17 protein-coding genes and 1 pseudogene are annotated in these 18593 nt (G+C 42.0%); 8 read left to right on the forward strand and 10 right to left on the reverse strand.

All coding sequences use genetic code 11. The features are described from left to right. The first annotated feature begins 97 nt into the window (after positions 1-97). The 3 genes from HC723_RS04810 (at position 98) to HC723_RS04820 (ending at position 2213) form a co-directional block, all read left to right on the forward strand. On the forward strand, positions 98-625 hold the full coding sequence (locus tag HC723_RS04810) for a chalcone isomerase family protein (protein ID WP_190338382.1): 528 nt from the start codon (positions 98-100) through the stop codon (positions 623-625). A gap of 21 nt (positions 626-646) precedes the next feature. Beyond that, on the forward strand, positions 647-1165 hold the full coding sequence (locus tag HC723_RS04815) for a DUF3833 domain-containing protein (RefSeq protein WP_190338383.1): 519 nt from the start codon (positions 647-649) through the stop codon (positions 1163-1165). A gap of 100 nt (positions 1166-1265) precedes the next feature. After that, entirely contained in the window at positions 1266-2213 is a 948-nt protein-coding gene (locus HC723_RS04820; RefSeq protein ID WP_190338384.1) for a LysR family transcriptional regulator, read from the forward strand. Between the two features lie 90 nt (positions 2214-2303). On the opposite strand, the gene HC723_RS04825 is transcribed toward HC723_RS04820, so the two are convergent. The 5 genes from HC723_RS04825 to ftnA form a co-directional block, all read right to left on the reverse strand. Beyond that, a complete protein-coding gene (locus tag HC723_RS04825; protein ID WP_153445783.1) occupies positions 2304-3311 on the reverse strand; it encodes a zinc-binding alcohol dehydrogenase family protein in 1008 nt (335 codons plus the stop codon). A 161-nt stretch (positions 3312-3472) separates the two neighbouring features. Then, positions 3473-4660, reverse strand: coding sequence for an MFS transporter (locus HC723_RS04830; RefSeq protein ID WP_190338385.1), 1188 nt, complete (start codon positions 4658-4660; stop codon positions 3473-3475). 70 nt (positions 4661-4730) lie between these two features. After that, complete coding sequence (locus HC723_RS04835) at positions 4731-5957, reverse strand: NAD(P)/FAD-dependent oxidoreductase (RefSeq protein ID WP_190338386.1); 1227 nt, start codon at positions 5955-5957, stop codon at positions 4731-4733. Between the two features lie 105 nt (positions 5958-6062). Further along, complete coding sequence (uspB, locus tag HC723_RS04840) at positions 6063-6386, reverse strand: universal stress protein UspB (protein ID WP_153445778.1); 324 nt, start codon at positions 6384-6386, stop codon at positions 6063-6065. 95 nt (positions 6387-6481) lie between these two features. Beyond that, entirely contained in the window at positions 6482-7012 is a 531-nt protein-coding gene (ftnA, locus tag HC723_RS04845) for a non-heme ferritin (RefSeq protein ID WP_190338387.1), read from the reverse strand. A 211-nt stretch (positions 7013-7223) separates the two neighbouring features. On the opposite strand from ftnA, the gene HC723_RS04850 reads away from it, so the two are divergent. Continuing rightward, positions 7224-7649: a universal stress protein gene (locus HC723_RS04850; RefSeq protein WP_153445775.1), complete on the forward strand. Its 426-nt coding sequence runs from the start codon at positions 7224-7226 to the stop codon at positions 7647-7649. A 131-nt stretch (positions 7650-7780) separates the two neighbouring features. Continuing rightward, entirely contained in the window at positions 7781-8638 is an 858-nt protein-coding gene (locus tag HC723_RS04855; RefSeq protein ID WP_190338388.1) for a carboxylate/amino acid/amine transporter, read from the forward strand. 93 nt (positions 8639-8731) lie between these two features. Here the strand turns inward: HC723_RS04855 and HC723_RS04860 are convergent. Next, positions 8732-10285, reverse strand: a pseudogene (locus HC723_RS04860) (molybdopterin-dependent oxidoreductase); the annotation flags it as partial. A 138-nt stretch (positions 10286-10423) separates the two neighbouring features. On the opposite strand from HC723_RS04860, the gene HC723_RS04865 reads away from it, so the two are divergent. Further along, a complete protein-coding gene (locus HC723_RS04865; RefSeq protein WP_190338389.1) occupies positions 10424-11017 on the forward strand; it encodes a response regulator transcription factor in 594 nt (197 codons plus the stop codon). A 42-nt stretch (positions 11018-11059) separates the two neighbouring features. Here the strand turns inward: HC723_RS04865 and HC723_RS04870 are convergent, their stop codons facing one another. The 4 genes from HC723_RS04870 to HC723_RS04885 all read right to left on the reverse strand — a co-directional run bounded on the left by HC723_RS04870 (position 11060) and on the right by HC723_RS04885 (position 15811). Continuing rightward, the gene (locus tag HC723_RS04870) at positions 11060-11770 is read right to left on the reverse strand and encodes a hypothetical protein (protein ID WP_190338390.1); all 711 of its coding nucleotides are present in this window, start codon (positions 11768-11770) and stop codon (positions 11060-11062) included. A 261-nt stretch (positions 11771-12031) separates the two neighbouring features. Then, positions 12032-12547 (reverse strand): ATP-dependent zinc protease family protein, encoded by a 516-nt coding sequence (locus tag HC723_RS04875; protein ID WP_190338391.1) that lies wholly within the window; start codon positions 12545-12547, stop codon positions 12032-12034. Positions 12548-12743: 196 nt separating this feature from the next. After that, on the reverse strand, positions 12744-13526 hold the full coding sequence (locus HC723_RS04880) for a class I SAM-dependent methyltransferase (protein WP_153445765.1): 783 nt from the start codon (positions 13524-13526) through the stop codon (positions 12744-12746). Beyond that, positions 13523-15811 carry a putative bifunctional diguanylate cyclase/phosphodiesterase gene (locus tag HC723_RS04885; RefSeq protein WP_190338392.1) on the reverse strand — a complete coding sequence of 763 codons (2289 nt, stop codon included), beginning with the start codon at positions 15809-15811 and terminating at the stop codon, positions 13523-13525. The genes HC723_RS04880 and HC723_RS04885 overlap by 4 nt, the downstream gene beginning before the upstream one ends. A 217-nt stretch (positions 15812-16028) precedes the next feature. On the opposite strand from HC723_RS04885, the gene asnC reads away from it, so the two are divergent. Both asnC and HC723_RS04895 read left to right on the forward strand, forming a co-directional pair. Beyond that, on the forward strand, positions 16029-16493 hold the full coding sequence (asnC, locus tag HC723_RS04890; protein ID WP_153445762.1) for a transcriptional regulator AsnC: 465 nt from the start codon (positions 16029-16031) through the stop codon (positions 16491-16493). A 133-nt stretch (positions 16494-16626) separates the two neighbouring features. Beyond that, positions 16627-18516: a PhoX family protein gene (locus HC723_RS04895; protein WP_190338393.1), complete on the forward strand. Its 1890-nt coding sequence runs from the start codon at positions 16627-16629 to the stop codon at positions 18514-18516. Positions 18517-18593: the final 77 nt, after the last annotated feature.

Below are 18593 nucleotides of genomic sequence, written 5' to 3' on the forward strand. Positions count from 1 at the left end.
TAGGCTGTGCCAAGGACGGATCTGCGGCTTTTTTTGCGCATTCCAATTGCTCAAATATTGAATAGAATAGATATAAGGAAAAGATAAAGGAGTGGTTATGTTTAAATTATGTTTATCATTGATATTACTTAGCTTTTCCGTTTCAGCTCACAGCGATGAGGGGTTGAATCTCGCTCAATTACACAAATTGGGCCAAGGCAAGGTGCAGTATCTGTTTTGGGATTTATACCAAGCTGAATTATTTGCCAGCCATCGCAATGTTGATCAATCCGATACCAAAGCATTACGCCTAACTTACCTTAAATCCATCTCAAAAAATGACTTACTGGAAGCGACTCAAGATCAATGGCAGCGGCTAGGGATCACCTCCAATCAGACCGACGTTTGGCTCGCTGAATTAGATAAAATTTGGCCCAACGTCAGCTCTGGCAATCAATTAACCTTATTGGTTAACCCACAAGGTGTGAGTACATTTTATTTTGCCAGCCATGCGACTCACTCAGTAAAAGCAATGGGTTCGATTAAAGACGTCGATTTTGGGCCCGCCTTTTTGAGTATTTGGTTATCCCCCAAAACATCCGAACCCAAACTGCGCCAACAATTATTAGGATCACAGCCCCAATAAACGCAATCGAGAGGAACTCACATGAAACTGATCATAGTATTTCTTACCTTGCTGCTCACCGGATGCAGCCCAAATAGCTTAGAGCAATACGCCAATACCACGCCGGAGTTGAAACTCGAACAATTCTTTGACGGTAAACTCAAAGCCTACGGCATGGTGCTGGATCGCTCCGGCAATGTGACTCGACGCTTTAACGTGGATTTGATCGGTTCATGGAAAGGCAACCAAGGCGAGCTCAAAGAATGGTTTGAATTTGATGATGGTGAGAAATCGACTCGGGTGTGGTATTTAGAAAAATTATCCGACAATCAATACCAAGGTCATGCCAGCGATGTGATCGGCACCGCGACCGGCACCACCCGCGGATCGGCCTTGTATTGGAAATATGACATGAACATAGAATCGCAAGGCACCACCTATCAACTTACCTTAGATGATTGGATGCACCTTATCGATGAAAAGCGCTTATTCAATAAAACCGACATGACCAAATTTGGCTTTCGAGTCGGCAGTTTAATCCTTTATATTGAGAAGCGGTAAGAGCAGTCATTCCAATTGAGTTAAGCCCATAACCTAGCCGTGATTGCACTCCCAATAACCTTATAGATATAATCGATTGATTACGCAATAAGGAGTTCTTATGTCGATTGTTACTCAGCTGTCTCTATTTATAGATGTGGTACAACAGAATTCATTTTCAAAAGCCGCTGCATTGCATGAAATGGACAACTCCTCATTATCGAAACAAATCAAGAAACTAGAGACTAGTCTTGGCGTTCAACTCCTCAACCGTTCCACTCGCTCCTTTTCGCTTACCCCTGTCGGTGAAGAAATATTAAAAAAAGCCACCCAGTTAAAAGTGACATTAGATGAGATCCAAACCATCGCCAATACTCATCAATTCGAGCCGAAAGGCAAACTGCGGATCACCGCGCCGATCTTCTGGGGACAAGAGTATTTACAGCCAGTTATTTCTAAATTTATGGCGCAATACCCACAAGTCGAAATCTCATTAATACTGGCGGATAAGCAAACGGACATCATCACCGACCATTTTGATTTGGCGTTTAGAGTGGGAAAATTGAATGAGTCTAATTTAATTGCTAAGAAAATAGCACCGACTCAATTTGCGATTATTGCATCCGAACTTTTTATCCAAAAGCATGGCACACCCACCACGCCAGATGAATTAATTAAACTGCCCGCCGTTATTTTCACCAATGGCGATACGGTGTTAGATAAATTACGCATCAGTAAAACGCCACATAAGAGTGATTGGGAAAATTACAAAATGCAGGGTAACTATAAAGTCAGTGATGTACGCACCTTAATGGCAGCGGTCAAAGATGGGATAGGTTACAGTTTGATTGATTTATTTAATCTTGAGCAGCCGATTACCGAATCTCGGCTATTTCCGTTACTGACCGAGCACCGACTGTCGACTATGGATACCGGTATTTATGTGGTCTACCCGCATCGACAACAACCGATATTAGTCCGAGAATTTATTACTTCGGTACAACATCATATCGGCGCGCCTCCGTTTTGGAGCAACCACATTCCTAATTACTCTCAGTTGTATCGTTAATTAAACCAACTCAACACATTGATTTAATTAACCTATATTTCAACTACAATTGAGAGCATTCTTTCATGCCAGATGGTTCTGTCTTGCTCGTTAAAACCCTTCGAGGACGATTTTCCCTTTTGCAGTTTGAGTCTCTAATAACTGATGTGCTTGTCGTAGATTTTGAGCATTTATTTTGCCCATATGCTTACCTAGCGTCGTTCTCAGCAGTCCTTTATCAATCATATTCGCGGTTATATTCAATAACTGATGCTGAGACTGCATATCCTCTGTTTGATAAAGAGAGCGAGTAAACATCATCTCCCAATGCACAGAAATACTTTTCTTTTTAAACAACATGATATCGAGTGTTTCAGGATCATCGATCAGTGCAAACTGGCCCTGAGGTTTGAGTACTTTTTCAATTTCAACTAAATGTTGAGTGGTATTATTTAAGCCCACCACATAATCAACCTCCCCCAATTGCTGAGCGGTAAATTCTTCACTTAATAGGTTGGTGTGGTTTATCACATGATCGGCACCTAGATCTTCTAACCATGCCACGGTTTCTGGGCGAGAAGCGGAAGCAATAACCGTCAGATCGGTTAAGTTTTTAATCAACTGAACCATGATAGAGCCGACACCACCGGCCGCACCAATCACCAAAATACTCTTATTAGAATTGGTTTTGTCGACCTTCAAGCGGTCAAATAGCATTTCCCATGCGGTAATGGTTGTCAGTGGTAACGCCGCCGCTTCCGCAAAAGATAAGGAGCTTGGCATCTGACCCACAATGCGCTCATCGACAAGTTGAAATTGAGCGTTGCTGCCAGAACGACTAATATCACCGGCATACCACACTTTATCACCAGGCTTAAATAGAGTGACATTCTCACCAACAGACTTAACAATACCTGTCGCATCAAAGCCTAATATTTTGTGTTCATTTTCAGGTGCAGGCATATTCTGGCGAAGTTTAAAATCGATAGGATTAACCGATACAGCCTTCACTTCTACTAAAATATCGCGCCCTGTTGCAGATGGTATGGCAACGTCAATATCTTGTAATGACAGTTCGTTTGTTGATGCTAGGTTTTGTTGGTAACCGCTCGCTTTCATCGGTTTTTCCTTTGCACTTTATTCTGAATGTTTGATGGGCTAATTATGACAAAATAGTCATCGTAGATAAAGAGTCAAAGGATCTAATCATTATGGACAGATCTATCCATAATGAGATTTAAGCCGGTGATCACATCAATCGCTAAAACGATCTCGGATCATTATTTGATTTTTTTGACCAAACCCATCGCCAATACAATCAACACCAAATACATCGCCAATACAATCAACACCAAATACATCGCCATTAATGGGATGCCGCTGTCTAGCGGTAACGAAGATGCAAGCAGGGAAATAAGCGCAGTGCACAACCAACAAACCGAAAATACCAACGCATTGGCAATACCTGCAATATGACTAAAAGGCCCTAATGCATGGCCAAGATAAAGCGGAAATAACATCCCCAGCGAAAAGATAATCAAACCAATTGGGGCGATAAAGGCGTATATATTTAACCCAAATTCAAATTGATAACCAATACCGAGCAACACTGCCAATAATGACAAACCTAGCGATACCACGGTTTTACGCATTGCGGTGATATGAAATAAGAAGTGGTTGGTGATATTACCGATTAACCAACAGCCGCCTAAAGCCAATGCCAGATAACCATAAAATACAGGGCTATAGCCTAAGGTTTCTTGGATAAGAAATGACGATACGGTATTGAAAGTGGGCAGAATGCTGTAAAAAATACCGCATGCTAACGCAATATATTGGAAGTTTTTATTCAATAAAATATCGCTAAGATTCGCTTTCATGGTGCTTAAATGTAACGGCTCACGATTAAGGTGCGTTTCTTCAAAAAATAACCATAACAACACACAACCAATACTGACCCAGACCGCTAAAAAGATAAACACCATCTGCCAACCAAATAGGGTTTCAATATAACCTCCGACAAAAGGCGATAAAGTTATCCCCATCGCAAACGAAATCGTCAACCAGTTTATTGCTTTTAGATAAGCATCACCGTGAAATAAATCTTTTACGACCGCTCGTCCACCAACACAAACAAACGAAACTGACAGCCCTTGCAATAAGCGCAAACCGATCACTGCTTGCATCGAGCTCATCATCATCGTCAATATCAAACTCACGACCAATACCATGCCACCAATCAGCATCGGCTTTTTACGGCCATAAGCATCCACCACAAATCCGGCAATCAACTGCCCCAAACCAAAGCCAAGCATCGCGGCCGTAAATGCCCATTGGGTCATGGTTTCACTCGCCCCTAATGCCGATCGCATTGAAGGCAAGGAAGGAACAATGATATCCACCATGATCCCACCAAAGGCGACCAGCATATACATAAGAAGAGGAATGAAGCGTTTATTGTTTATCATTGAAATACCTAGATTTTATGTTGTTATCGTCTCCATTCCTTAGAGTCGTTTTGTATCGTTCTAAAAAAGACTACACCCACTGCCCTGCTACAAAACCACTGCTCCATGCCCATTGGAAGTTGTAACCGCCTAGCCAGCCGCTGACATCCATCACTTCGCCGATAAAATACAGGCCTTGGATATCGTTACATTGCATGGTTTTAGACGACAAATGCTTGGTATCAACGCCTCCTAAAGTTACTTCTGCGGTGCGGTAACCTTCGGTGCCATTGGGCAACACTTGCCATTGCTCAAGTTGATCGACCACGGCTTGAATTTCTTTTAGATTAAACTGCTTTAATGGTTTATCAGTGAGTAATTTACGATCGATAAACACTTCAATCACACGCTTAGGCAGAACTTTGGCAAGGGTGTTTTTTAAGCTTTGGTTGGGGTGTTTTTCTCGTGAGTGAGTCAGCAATGCTAGTACATCATCATTGGGAACCAGATTGATACTGACAGTTTGTCCTGCGCGCCAAAATGAAGATATTTGCAGCACTGAAGGACCCGATAACCCACGATGAGTAAATAGCAGCGCTTCTTTAAACAAGGTGCCATCTTGGGCGGTGATCTCAGCGGGTACCGCAATGCCGGATAACTCGGCAAACGCTTCTTTTTCTTCTTTATGCAGAGTAAAAGGGACTAAACCGGCACTGGTTGGCACGACCGATAATCCAAACTGCTCAGCCAGTTGATAGCCAAATGGGGTCGCGCCCAGTTTGGGCATTGAAAGGCCGCCGGTAGCCACCACTAATGACTCACAAGTGATCTCGCCAGTGTGCTCTTTGCTACTCGAAATAGAATGGAATGAAAAGCCGTTTTCTGTCTTTTTGATGTCTTGAATATCACAACGATACCATTGAGAGACATGGGAAAAATCGCACTCTTTAAGCAACATATTAACGATATTTTTCGCCGGATTTTTATCCTCAGCATTAGCCGATAAACAAAACAGCTGCCCGTGATCGCGCTCTTCAAATTCAATCTCATATTTGGAGATTAAGCTAATGAAATCCCAATTGGTGTATTGCGATAAAGCCGATTTTACAAAGTGAGGATTTTGGCAGACAAAGTTATTGGCACTGACATCGTAATTGGTAAAGTTACAGCGACCACCACCAGAGATCAAAATTTTACGCCCTGGCTTTTTGGCATTATCGATCACTAAGGTTTTGCGTCCACGCTTACCAGCTTCGGCAGCGCACATTAACCCTGCCGCACCCGCACCAATGATCACAACATCAAAATGATTACTCATAACTTTATCTACCGCACAAAAAAAAGATGCGCGATTTTAGCACATCCTTTAATAAATAGATGAGGTAAAGCATTTATGACAATGCGAGTTTGGTTTATTTATTCACTAGGCAATAAATGCCATCAATAACGTTAAACCGAGTAAGCCGGCCGATAACATAAACAAATCACGCACCTTACCGCACTTGGAGATAAAAACTGGCTCGTGGTGGTGTTGATAATCACGGTTTTTTAAGTAGTGAAATAAGCGCACTTGTTTGGACATATTACCATTGGTGTGGAAAAAACCGCGCCCATCGACTTGCTGGTACAGCAGTGGGTGTGCTTCTCGCATGATAAAAATAAGTGAGCGTAATGCGGTTAGGTATCGCACCATATTGATAGCGGTTACGAGCGTAAACGCAATAAGTAAAGTATCAGCACTGATCATCCTTTCCTCCAAACACCTTCTAGTGGGGCGGAAGAAAAGATAATCAGTATCTTTTTTTCTAGCTCAAGCTTAGTAACACTTAATATCAGTGAAACTTAAACTGGATTCGAGCTTGCCATCACTGAAGATGATCCTTGTTTTGCCAACTCAGCCAGATCTTTATCGATAAAGAAAAGCGCTTTGCCATCTTCCCCGACGAGTTCTAACTTGTCCAAAACACCTTTGAATAGTTTTTCTTCTTCGTGCTGCTCAGCAACATACCACTGCAAGAAATTAAAGGTGGAGTAGTCTTGGCAAGTAAACGCCATATGAGCGAGTTTGTTGATGCGTTCTGTGATCATTTGCTCATGCTGGTAGGTTTCTCGGAACACCTCACCAAGGCTAGCAAACTCATGTTTAGGGGCATCAATCGCGCCTAAAATCGGCAATCCACCGGTTTCGCTAACATAAGTAAACAAGCGTTGCATGTGTTCCATTTCTTCTGCTGCATGAGCGCGTAAAAATTCAGCCGCACCTTCAAAGCCCTTGTCTTCACACCAAGCACTCATTTGTAAGTATAGATTGGATGAGAAAAATTCCAGATTTATTTGATCATTTAAATTATCGATCATCGCTTTTGATAGCATATTCAACTCCTGTTTGAACCAATATTTAATTTACAGCATGCCTTCACTATACCATGCTGTAGGAATGCTGCTGTGATAAACGCTCTTTTTTACAAGACGCAATGATGTGAAGCGACAAGTGTTTTTTTTAATTTTTCAGGCGTAACATAAAACCATACCAAGTAAGGCATATACTTAAGCCAATACTATAATTTTTTCCGGAGAGTGCTCTATGACTTACAAACATATTCTTGTGGCAGTGGATTTATCTGAAGACAGTGAAATTTTAGTAAAAAAAGCAGCGGGACTGGCATGCGCACTTAATGCCAATTTATCTCTGGTGCATATTGATGTGAACTTTACCGACATGTACACCGGCTTTATGGAAATCAACTTTGCTGAAACCCAAAATGCGATGCTCGAGGCGGCGCAAGGGAAGATCCAAAAACTGGTACAAACGGTGGATTATCCGGTCAGCGAAATCATCGTTTCTAGTGGTGATTTATGCAATGAGATCCGCAATACGATCCAAGAAATCAATATCGATTTGGTGTTATGTGGTCATCACAAAGATTTCTGGAGTAAGATCTTGTCTACCTCTCGACAAATGCTTAACGACTCCCCTGTCGATATGCTGATCGTGCCATTAGATGATTAATTCATTTTCGAGATAAAAACTAGTTTTGAAATAAAAACCAATTTCGAAATAAAAACATAATGAGATTAAGCTGCTTTTATTGTCACTTAAGGTAAACTTGCCATCCTTATTTTGGTTTACAGGGATACATTATGGTTTACCTTTCTGCGGTCACGCTATTGTGGGCGTTCTCTTTTAGCTTGATCGGCGTTTACCTTGCCGGTCAAGTTGATGCTTGGTTTTCGGTGTGGATGCGTATCGCTCTGGCCGGCTTAGTGTTTTTACCTTTCTTAAAATTCAAAGGCATTCCCCGTGTGCTGATCGCTAAATTAATGGCAATTGGCGGCATTCAGCTGGGGTTAATGTACTGCTTTTATTATCAATCTTTCTTATTACTTTCCGTACCTGAAGTATTGCTGTTTACTGTTTTCACGCCGATTTATGTCACCTTGCTTTATGATTTTCTTAAAGGGCAGTTTTCACCATGGTATTTAATTACCGCCGCCATTGCAGTGGTGGGTGCGGTGATCATTAAATTTGCAGGGGTAAATGAGAATTTCTTCACGGGTTTTTTAGTGGTGCAAGCGGCCAACTTATGTTTTGCCATCGGTCAGGTTGGCTATAAATTTGTGATGGAAAAAGAAAACGTTAAACCGCCACAACATACGGTGTTTGGTTATTTTTATATTGGCGCGTTTATCGTGGCTAGCATCGCGTTTTTATTAATGGGAAATATGACCAAACTGCCAACCACAAACCTGCAATGGGGGATATTAATTTACCTTGGTTTGATTGCGTCTGGCTTAGGCTATTTTATGTGGAATAAAGGCGCATGTATGGTTAATGCAGGCGCGTTAGCGGTAATGAATAATGCCTTGGTGCCCGCGGGACTGGTGGTGAATATTTTGATTTGGAATCGCGATGTCGACTTTATTCGCTTATTGATTGGCGGCGCAGTGATCTTATTGTCTTTGTGGGTCAATGAGACTTGGGTTAAACGAAAAGCGTAACCAGTAAATTATGGCTTGCTACCTCGATAAGCCAAAATAAAAAAACGGACATTCGTGTAAATGTCCGTTTTTTTAGGTTTAGACTGAGTCTAATAACGGATTTCCCATGTGATTGATCCAAGCCTTTAATCGATATGGATAGCCATCCATTGCCGCAGTGAGATGCTCGGTTAATAATGGCGCAGAGATCGGGTACCAAGGCGCACGAGTCGGATACGGCGATTGTCCAGCTGCCACTTTGTTTTTGTATTCGGTGGTTTTCTCATACGGAAATTTACTACGCGATAAAAACACGCCTTTGGGTGCGACTTTCCCTTTAAATTGAGTGAAATCGTAACGAGGGCCGGCACCCGACGTTGGCCAACCGCCCGCTTTGGCCATCATGCCGCCTTTCTTGTTAATGTTCCCGACCATGGCATTAAGCATTAAAATGGTATAGCCGTTATAAAAACCATTGGCGTGCATATTACCGCCGTGAGTATCGACCACCGCTTTATGCCCATGACTGGTGAATTTATCTGCGAGTTCAATAATTTTATCAACCGGCACTTCACACAGATCGCTCCACTCTTGCATATTATGCTCAAACGCACTGTGCTTTAATTTTTGTAATGATGAAGCCACACTCAAGTGACCAAGTTTGGTATCCAAGGTTTGCTCGACCAATAAACGCGCCGGTTGCGCCAGAGTATTGGCAACCAATTCCCCTGTTGCTTGATTGACTACCACATAAGGATCGCTGTCTGAACGAGCTTCCCCATTAAATGGCAAACCAATATCCGAGGCTCGCAGCATAGACCCTTCACGAGCATGGCCCGCTTGGGTGATCACAAGATGAGTGGCATTACACCAGTGCGCATTTCCTGTCGCTTGCATTGCTTCATGACTCACTTGGGCAAGGTAATCTTTATTATAGCGATCGTGGGTAAACATCCACTGCATCATAGCAAACACCAATGCCGAATCGCTGGCAGGTTTAGTTGGTACCCATTGATTGTTATGACCTGCGGCTAAGCTTGAAGTCATCGGCAATACTGGGGTGACAACCGCATAGTCAAAATTATCACGGGTACGGGCTTTCGCTAATTGACGAGCTTGACGCTTAAAAGGATTACCCGATTGAGCTGGCGCAGTGCCAATAAATAGTGCGAATTCCACATGCTCATAATCGGGTTTTAAGTTTAAGAATTTATCCAGATCATTGAGGAATGCCCCAGAAGCGGCGCGAAATACATAGCCACAATACGAGCCATGGTTAGCAAAGTTACGGGTACCAAAGCTATTAAAAGCAAAACGTTTTAAAATATCATCGCGCCCTTCGTTGGTAGAGTTTGTCACCAATAATTGGTTGGCTAATGGGCCATATTCCGGATTTTTAACATCTAACGGGGTATTGAGATCGCGGATCGCTTTCAAGCCATCAACATGCCCTTCACCAAACAGATCACCGCCTTCGACCACTTCTGTGACTAATTGCTCAAAGCTGATCGGTTGCCACTTACCTTCGCCACGTTTGCCAACCCGCTTTAATGGTTGAGTCACACGATACGGGCTATTTTGCACATCCATCATGGCATTGCCACGCGCACATGCGGTTGAACGTCCATCAATCCCCGCTTCTCCTGTTGGGGTTAGGTTTGTCGATTTGCCATGACATTATTGAACAACATCATGGCGATTTTCATCTGCATCCCGGCCAAATACAGAATCAAAAACAAACCCCATTTGGCTGTGAAGCGCGTATTTTATTACCCTTACAAGCGTTAAACCTTAAGTAGGTACACCATGCTAGATTTACCGATTTATATTGTTGATGACGATGATTCTGTGCGCGACTCATTGGCCTTCTTATTACAGGAGCTGGATTACCAAATTTATACCTTTAGTGATGGTGCGCAGTTTCTTCAACAGGCAAAAATAGCGCAACCAGGCTGCGTATTATTAGACAGTCGCATGCCAATCATGCGTGGTCAGCAAGTTCATCAAGCCTTAAAACAGCACAATAGCCCACTCGGTATCGTGTATTTAACTGGGCATGGCGATGTACCAATGGCAGTGGAGGCATTGCAACAAGGCGCGGTGGATTTTCTACAAAAACCGGTCGATTATATCAAGCTCACCCAAGCAATAGAAAAAGCTTGTCATTACTCACAGCAAGCATTGCAAACTTGCCATATTCAACACGCTTTTGATTCACTCACCGATCGAGAGAAAGAGATTTTAAGATTAATTGTTCAAGGTATGAAAAATCAACAAATTGCCGATGATTTATGTATTGCGGTCAGAACCGTTGAAGTACACCGTTCGAGTTTGATGAAAAAATTTGAGACTAAAAGTATCGCAGAATTGGTGATGCAGTATTCAAAATTAACGCTTTAAACCAGCATAAATATAAAAAAACTCGTAATATCTAAACGCCGATTAATGCAGCACTTTTAATTGAGAAACTCGCTCTTTATTCTCAGTATTTAGCCCAGAGACAGCGCTCAATGCAGAGAGTGGCCAATCTAACTCGTACTGCGCCAGTTTTTGTTTCATTTGCGCTTGTTGCTTATTCAGCTTAGCTTGTTGTTTAAGCAATTTGCGCTCTTGTTTGAGTACCTTGTGGTGTTTATCTGCTAATTCGCTTTGTTTTTCCAGCAACTTTTTCCGCATTTTTTGCTGTTTTTTCTCCGCCTTTTCCTGCTTGTGTTGCAGCTTCAACACTTGTTTTATCACATCAAGATCAGGGGTTTTGGTTTGAGATGGAGATGGAGAAATGGGTTCGACCAAATGTACACCATGCTTTAACGGCGTCTCTTTAATCGACACTTCACGTTGAGCTTTTAACGCCTTCGCTTTTTCGACCGCTTGAGCCGATCGATTAACTTGAGGAAGGTGATCTTGTTGAGGGTTAACTTGGATCGGATCTTGCGAGGTTAACTCTGAGGTGTGAGCAGAAGTTAGATCGAAAACTTGATCAGTGAGTTCGGTTAGTGCGACAGGTTGACACAAAGCATTTTTTTGACTGGATGAACGCGCGCAAGCACCACAGAAAAACTGAGGTTCAGCGATCAATTCAGCCATATTACTCGCCGCGATATCTTGGCGTGTGTACTTACATAATGTCTTTTTTGCTGGAGAATTTGCCATCAACCACACACCTATAAAGTGAAATGACATCATTTACTCTGGCCTGTGAATGCTTTGTTTCATCTTCCCTTCGATCTATAAATCATTTAATTCTTGAGTCTTGAGTCTTGAGTCTTGAGTCTTGAGTCTTGAGTCTTGAGTCTTGAGTCTTGAGTCTTGAGTCTTGAGTCTTAGGTGAAGATTGTCACGGCCAAAGTAAATAACAACTATTCTTATTTATAGGGTTTTTAGCATTTAAATGCAAGTGATAATTACTATCAATTACTTGAAGAGGTATTTTTGCTCAACATCCACCAAGGCCACTTTAGTTAAAAAAGAACGACCTAATAAAATGGCATTAACCATGTGGTCGCGATCCACTAAGTTAAATGGTGTAGTGTAAGTTTTATCACCTAACTTAATGTTTAATTCAATGATCGGACGACGTGAAGTTTTAGTACTAGAAGACTGCTTAATATGCACCCAACGCACCACTGGCAAGGTAATGGTTTCACTTTCTTGGTCTTTCACTTTAATTTTAAACGACACCATATCTTTGCCATCTTTTTCAAAATCTTTAATCTCAGTGGCGTTAATCGATGAGGTGGTGGCACCGGTATCGACCTTGGCGATGGTCTTTTGATTGCTATTTAGCACCGTCACCCATTCCTTTTGGCCTACAATGATCTTATTACCAAAAGTGGTGCACGCTTGATTGGATCCAGCGGCTGAATCGGCGGCCAGTACTGTCATAGGAGTGAATAATGACATCGCTAATAATAGTGTTATCTTTTTCATTGGATCCCTTTTCACATGGTTAGAGCTACTATATTGATGGAAGTTAATGTAACCACCTTATATCGCAGCTTTGTCATAAGATAGACAATAAGTTTAGACCGAAGGTAACAGGATGTGTTCCATTTAATTTTTACTGGCATAAAAAACGAGCCACTCAGCTCGTTCTTATATTAGGGATTGTTAGAGAGGCGTGATGTTATGACTTCATTGCCGCTTGCACATACACATCAAAGCGATTTTTTTTGGTTTCAATCGCCATGCTAGGTTTTTCTCCATCAAGCCAATCAGCATAATCTGGCCGCTTTACCACCACACGTTTGGTGGCTAAAGCCAATGCCGGTTTAAGCAAAGCATCGGCGTCATTATCTGCGCCAACTAAAGATTGAAATACTCGCATCTCTTTTTTCACTAATGCCGATTTTTTTTTGTTTTCAGGGTGTGGATACATAGGATCAAGATACACCACATCCGGTTGAATAAAGCCGTCTTGCTGCATTAATTGCTCGAGTGCATCGTGACTCGAAGCATGCAATAAACTCATGCGTTCACTCACCCAAACGCCAATTTCTGGATCTTGCTTGGCGCGTGACAATCCATCATCTAATAATGCCGCAACAACCGGATTACGCTCGACCATTTGTACTTTACAACCTAATGATGCAAGCACAAACGCATCACGCCCTAGCCCTGCTGTGCCATCTAAAATGGTAGGGTTTTTTCCTTTATTCAGCCCTGCCGCTTTGGCAATCGCTTGCCCCTTACCACCACCAAATTTACGGCGATGTGAGGCCGCACCTCCGGCTAAATCCACATAAATTGCACCTAACTTAGGTTCATCTAATTTACGCAATTCAACTCGCTCATCGGTCAATACCAATGCAAATACCGAGTCGGCTTGGTGGGTTAACTGCCAACGTTGAGCTAACGCTTGCAATTCGGCTTCTCGACCAAGCGCTTCACAGCATAAGGCTAATTTCATTGTTGCTTACCTTGTTCTTCAAGCCATTGATCCACAAGCCTTGGCAGCGGAATAGGAGCACAAAAGAAATAACCTTGCGCATAATCGACCCCAAGATCGACCAATAAATCGAGTATTTGTTGGTTTTCGACAAATTCGGCCACAGTTTGCATGCCCATTTGCTTGGCTAATGAGTTCATGGCACGAACTACTACATAATCTTTGGAGTCATTATGCATATCTCGAACAAAACAGCCATCAATTTTAACAATATCGAGCGGTAAGGTTTTTAAATAAGCAAAAGAAGATAAGCCCGAACCAAAATCATCCAAAGCAATCAAACAACCTAGCTGTTTTAGACGTGTAAACAAATCGGTAGCCACTTGCATATTGGCCACCGCAGCGGTTTCAGTGATCTCAATACACAATTTTTCTCTTGTAATAGTGGTATTTTCGAGTAGATCGGTTAAGAACATAATAAAGTCATTGTCACCCATCGATTGCCCCGATAAGTTAATTGAACAACGGCCTAAATGCTTAACAATATTAGGTCTGGCTTCAAACCAAGCTAATGTTTTTTTGAATACTTCACGATCAATTAAATGGGCTAAGTTATAGCGTTCAATCGCGGGCATAAAGATCGCGGGCGACATTAAAATATTGTCTTTATCACGCAAACGCACCAAGATTTCAAAGTGCATTTTCCCACTAGCATTGGGACTGATATCTTTGATTTGTTGCGCGTAAAGATCGACACGGTCATTGGCGATCGCATCATAAACTTGGTTTACACACTCCATTTCCATTTCACGGCGGCGGAAGTTTTCATCATCGGCGCGGTATAAGTGAGCGCGATTACGACCTTCTTCTTTGGCTAAATTACAGGCGGTATCGGCTTGTGCATGCACCATCTGATGAGACGTGACGGTATGATCAATCACTCGAATACCAATCGAGGTACTGATATTTATATGGATACCTTGCCAGCTAAATTCGCTTTGATTAAACGATTTTAAAATTTGATCTGCAAAACCTAATAATTCGTCTTGTTCACAATCTCTGATCAGTAGAGCGAATTCGTCACCACTGATCCTTGCCACCACCGAACGCTCTGTCGTCAACCCTGATAGCAAGTTACCGCAATGCATTAATACGGCATCTCCCGCTTCATGCCCAACCGTATCATTAACAAGTTTAAACTGGTCTAAATCTAGATACAGCATGGCATGCGAGCGAATTTTTCCTTTTACTTCTTGTAGCGCAATCAGCAACTCTTGTTCGAAGTGATTACGATTATACAATCCTGTTAATCCATCGTGATGAGCTTGATATTCTAATTTCTCAGCTAATAAGTGCGCATCTGAAATATCTTCACCTACGATTAATAATTGACCGGTCTCCAATACTTGGCGAATATTTTCACGGATCCAAATAATGCGCTTATCCGGCGTGACATATTTAACTTCTCGGCGCCAAACTAATGCCTTGCTATGTCGTGGTTGGGAGAGCATTTGACGCGGGGTAAATTCGTTTTTATCGGCATAATAAAGCTCAAGTTTCTGACCTAGCATGTCACTAATGTCATAATCGAGCAGTTGTTTGGTAAAGGCATTGACCGCTTGAATGCGGTTATGCTCATCAAGAGTGACCATCATTACCGGTTGCAGCTCGTAATAATTTCTTAATTTACTTTCATTTTCGATAAGGCGACGCTCGGTAGTATTACGCGCGGTCACATCTTGGGCTTCAAATAAGTATTGCGCTTTACCATCAAGTAAACTTGGTAGCCGTTTTAAAGTAATATCCAACACACAAGGTCCAATATTACTGTGCATAATCTCCGCTTCAAAACGCACTAAACCTTTATCTTGAACGGTAGAGAAAGCGCGTTCAACTTCTAAACGAGTCGCATCTGACCAACCACTATACATCCAAATCGGACGACTATGATCAAAAGTAGGTGCATAGATAAGCTCCAACAGCGTTTGGTTACTTGAAGCTAAAGCACCACTGGCATTCAATAACCCCATAAATTGGTGACTTTGGTCGTAAATAGTTTCCAATAGGTATTGATTTTGACGTGACAGAGCATCACTTAAACGAATTCGTTTTAAGTGCTTGAGTAAAAATAAAATAATACTGCCAAATATTAGGCTTAAAGTAATAAATACCAATATTTCACTTTCATAATCTTGTACAGTTAAAACATTATATTGAGACGCTATTGCCTCTTTCGCTTGACTCGCTAGAGAAAAAGGCAAGATAAACAAGATGATAAAGTAACGTAGCTTAGACAAAATCGACAAAGGTAATCAATCCAAAGTAGTGGTCATGTTAATATTATGACCAGAGCTGAAAGCATGAGTAATTTGAAAGTGTTTAATGCAGTAAAAAGGGACCAGATTACTACAACGGTCGACTATTTTATATAAACAAATTAACACTTATGTCATTTTATTGATAAATTTTTAAGCGATACAATGAAGCAATCGATTACATGGCATTTAAGCCAAGGAGAACAGCGTGCAAAACCCCATTTCTAAATTAGATCAGCTTGATCGTGACATACTTAAAACCTTGATGGCCGATGCGCGCACTCCGTATGCAGAAATGGCCAAAATGTTTTCTGTTAGCCCTGCCACGGTGCATGTTCGAGTCGAAAAAATGCGCGCCGCCAATATTATCGAGCGCACTGAAGTGGTGATCAACGCCAAGAAGTTGGGTTATGACGTGTGTTGCTTTATTGGCATCAATCTAAATGCAGCACGTGACTATCATTCTGCTATCGCCAAACTCAACGCATTAGATGAAGTGGTTGAAGCCTATTACACCACTGGCGCTTATAATATTTTCGTCAAACTGATGTGTAAAAACATCGAAGAACTGCAATATGTGCTTATAGACAAGTTGCAAGCGATCGATGAAGTGCAATCGACCGAAACACTGATTTCACTGCAAAACCCAATTAATCGTAATGTGAACCCGTAAAGGAAAGAGAAATAACTTAAAGAAGAAAACCACGCACTTTAATTGCAACATCAACTTAAATAAATGATCACATTTCATTCACATTAATAATTTATCCTTTGGTCAAACTAAAAAAGACTAAGGAAAGCATATTATGAGCCATGTTGAGCAAGATGATTATTCAAACCATTTAGATTCAGCGCCATCCGATTTTTCTCAAATTGTAGAAAAAGGCTTAAATCGTCGTCGTTTTTTACAAGCCGCGTCGGCAACCAGTTCAGTGGCTTTTTTTGCCGCCTCACCACTTGCCAATGCCATGGCGCGTCCTCCAAAAAACCAGTCTTTACTTGGGTTTGACGCCATTGCAACCTCAACACAAGATACTGTGGTAGTTCCTGCCGGATATAAAGCTGAATCTTTAATTGCATGGGGGGATCCAATTCACCCAAATGCCGCCCCTTTTTCTCAGCTAAATACCGCACTCGATCAAGAACTTCAATTTGGCGATAACAATGATGGCATGACATTTTTACCTTTAAGCCGCCAGCGCGCGGTGCTTGCCGTTAATAATGAAAGTACTAATTATGCTGATTTATTTGAAGATAAAGGTGCAACACTGACCGCAAGTAAAGTGCATCGCGCCCAAGCAGCTGTCGGAGTTACCATTGTCGAGCTGCAACGCAGTCATCGTGGTGATTGGCAAGTGAATGTTAATGGACGCTTAAACCGTCGCATTACCGCCTACACTGAAATGGAACTGACAGGCCCCGCCGCGGGTGATGGCAATCTTAAAACCCACGCGGATCCAACCGGCACTCAAGTATTTGGCACTTTTAATAACTGTGCCAATGGTACAACACCTTGGGGTACTTACCTCACTTGCGAAGAAAACTTCAACGGCTTTTTTGGCAGTCATAATAAAATAGAAGTACCAGAAAAGGATGCTCGCTATGGCATTAACTCTGGTGATGGTGGGTTCCGTTGGCACCAATTCGATGAGCGTTTTGATATTGAAAAGGAACCAAACGAGAATCATCGCCATGGTTGGGTGGTCGAAATTGACCCGATGAATCCTCATTCCAAACCGAAAAAGCGCACTGCACTTGGTCGCTTCAAGCACGAAAATGCGGCGTTAACCATTAATAAAAATGGCAAAGTCGTGGTGTACTTGGGGGATGATGAACGTGGCGAGCATTTATATAAATTTGTCTCCAAGAACAAATACAATCAACACAAGCCAGAAAAAAATCGCGATTTACTCGATGAAGGCACCTTATATGTCGCTAAGTTCTCCGCTCAAGATGCTGAAATGCATGGTAAAGGCGAATGGCTAGAACTGACCTTTGGCAAGAATGGATTAACCCCAGAAAATGGTTTTAATAACCAAGCAGAAGTATTAATTTTTGCTCGCCAAGCGGCAACACAAGTTGGAGCGACCACCATGGATCGTCCGGAATGGGTGGCGATAAATCCAAAATCTGACCAAGTTTTTTGTACCTTAACCAACAATAAATATCGCGGTGTGCGCGAAGGGCAAGAAGTCAACGGCGCTAATCCGCGTGAAAATAATATTTACGGACATATCATTCGCTGGGAACCGAAAAATGGTAACCATACCTCAGACGATTTTTTCTGGGATATTTATGTCATGGCCGGCAACCCAGAACAATACCCTAATACTGATTTACGTTCAGGTAGCAACAATATCAACAAAGATAATATGTTTAATAGCCCTGATGGCATCGGTTTTGATAATGCTGGTCGATTATGGATCCAAACGGATGGTGATTACTCTAACTCGGGTAATTTCGCCGGCATGGGAAACAACCAAATGCTGTGTGGTGATCCTCAAACAGGTGAAATTAAACGCTTCTTAACCGGACCTATCGGGTGCGAAATTACTGGCCTTACCTTTAGCCCAGATAACCGAACCTTGTTTGTTGGAGTACAGCATCCAAGCCAAAGCTTTTCGGCTATTAATGGCATACCTCGCTCGACGGTGATGAAAATTACCCGTGAAGATGGCGGTATAATAGGCGCATAATGTACGACTTAATGTCGGGTTCTCGCGATTAGTAATCGAAGCAGAACCTGACATTTATTACTGTAGAGCTTAATTAA

Origin of the sequence: Vibrio sp. S11_S32 (assembly GCF_014694465.1) — a bacterium.
Classification (GTDB): domain Bacteria; phylum Pseudomonadota; class Gammaproteobacteria; order Enterobacterales; family Vibrionaceae; genus Vibrio; species Vibrio algicola.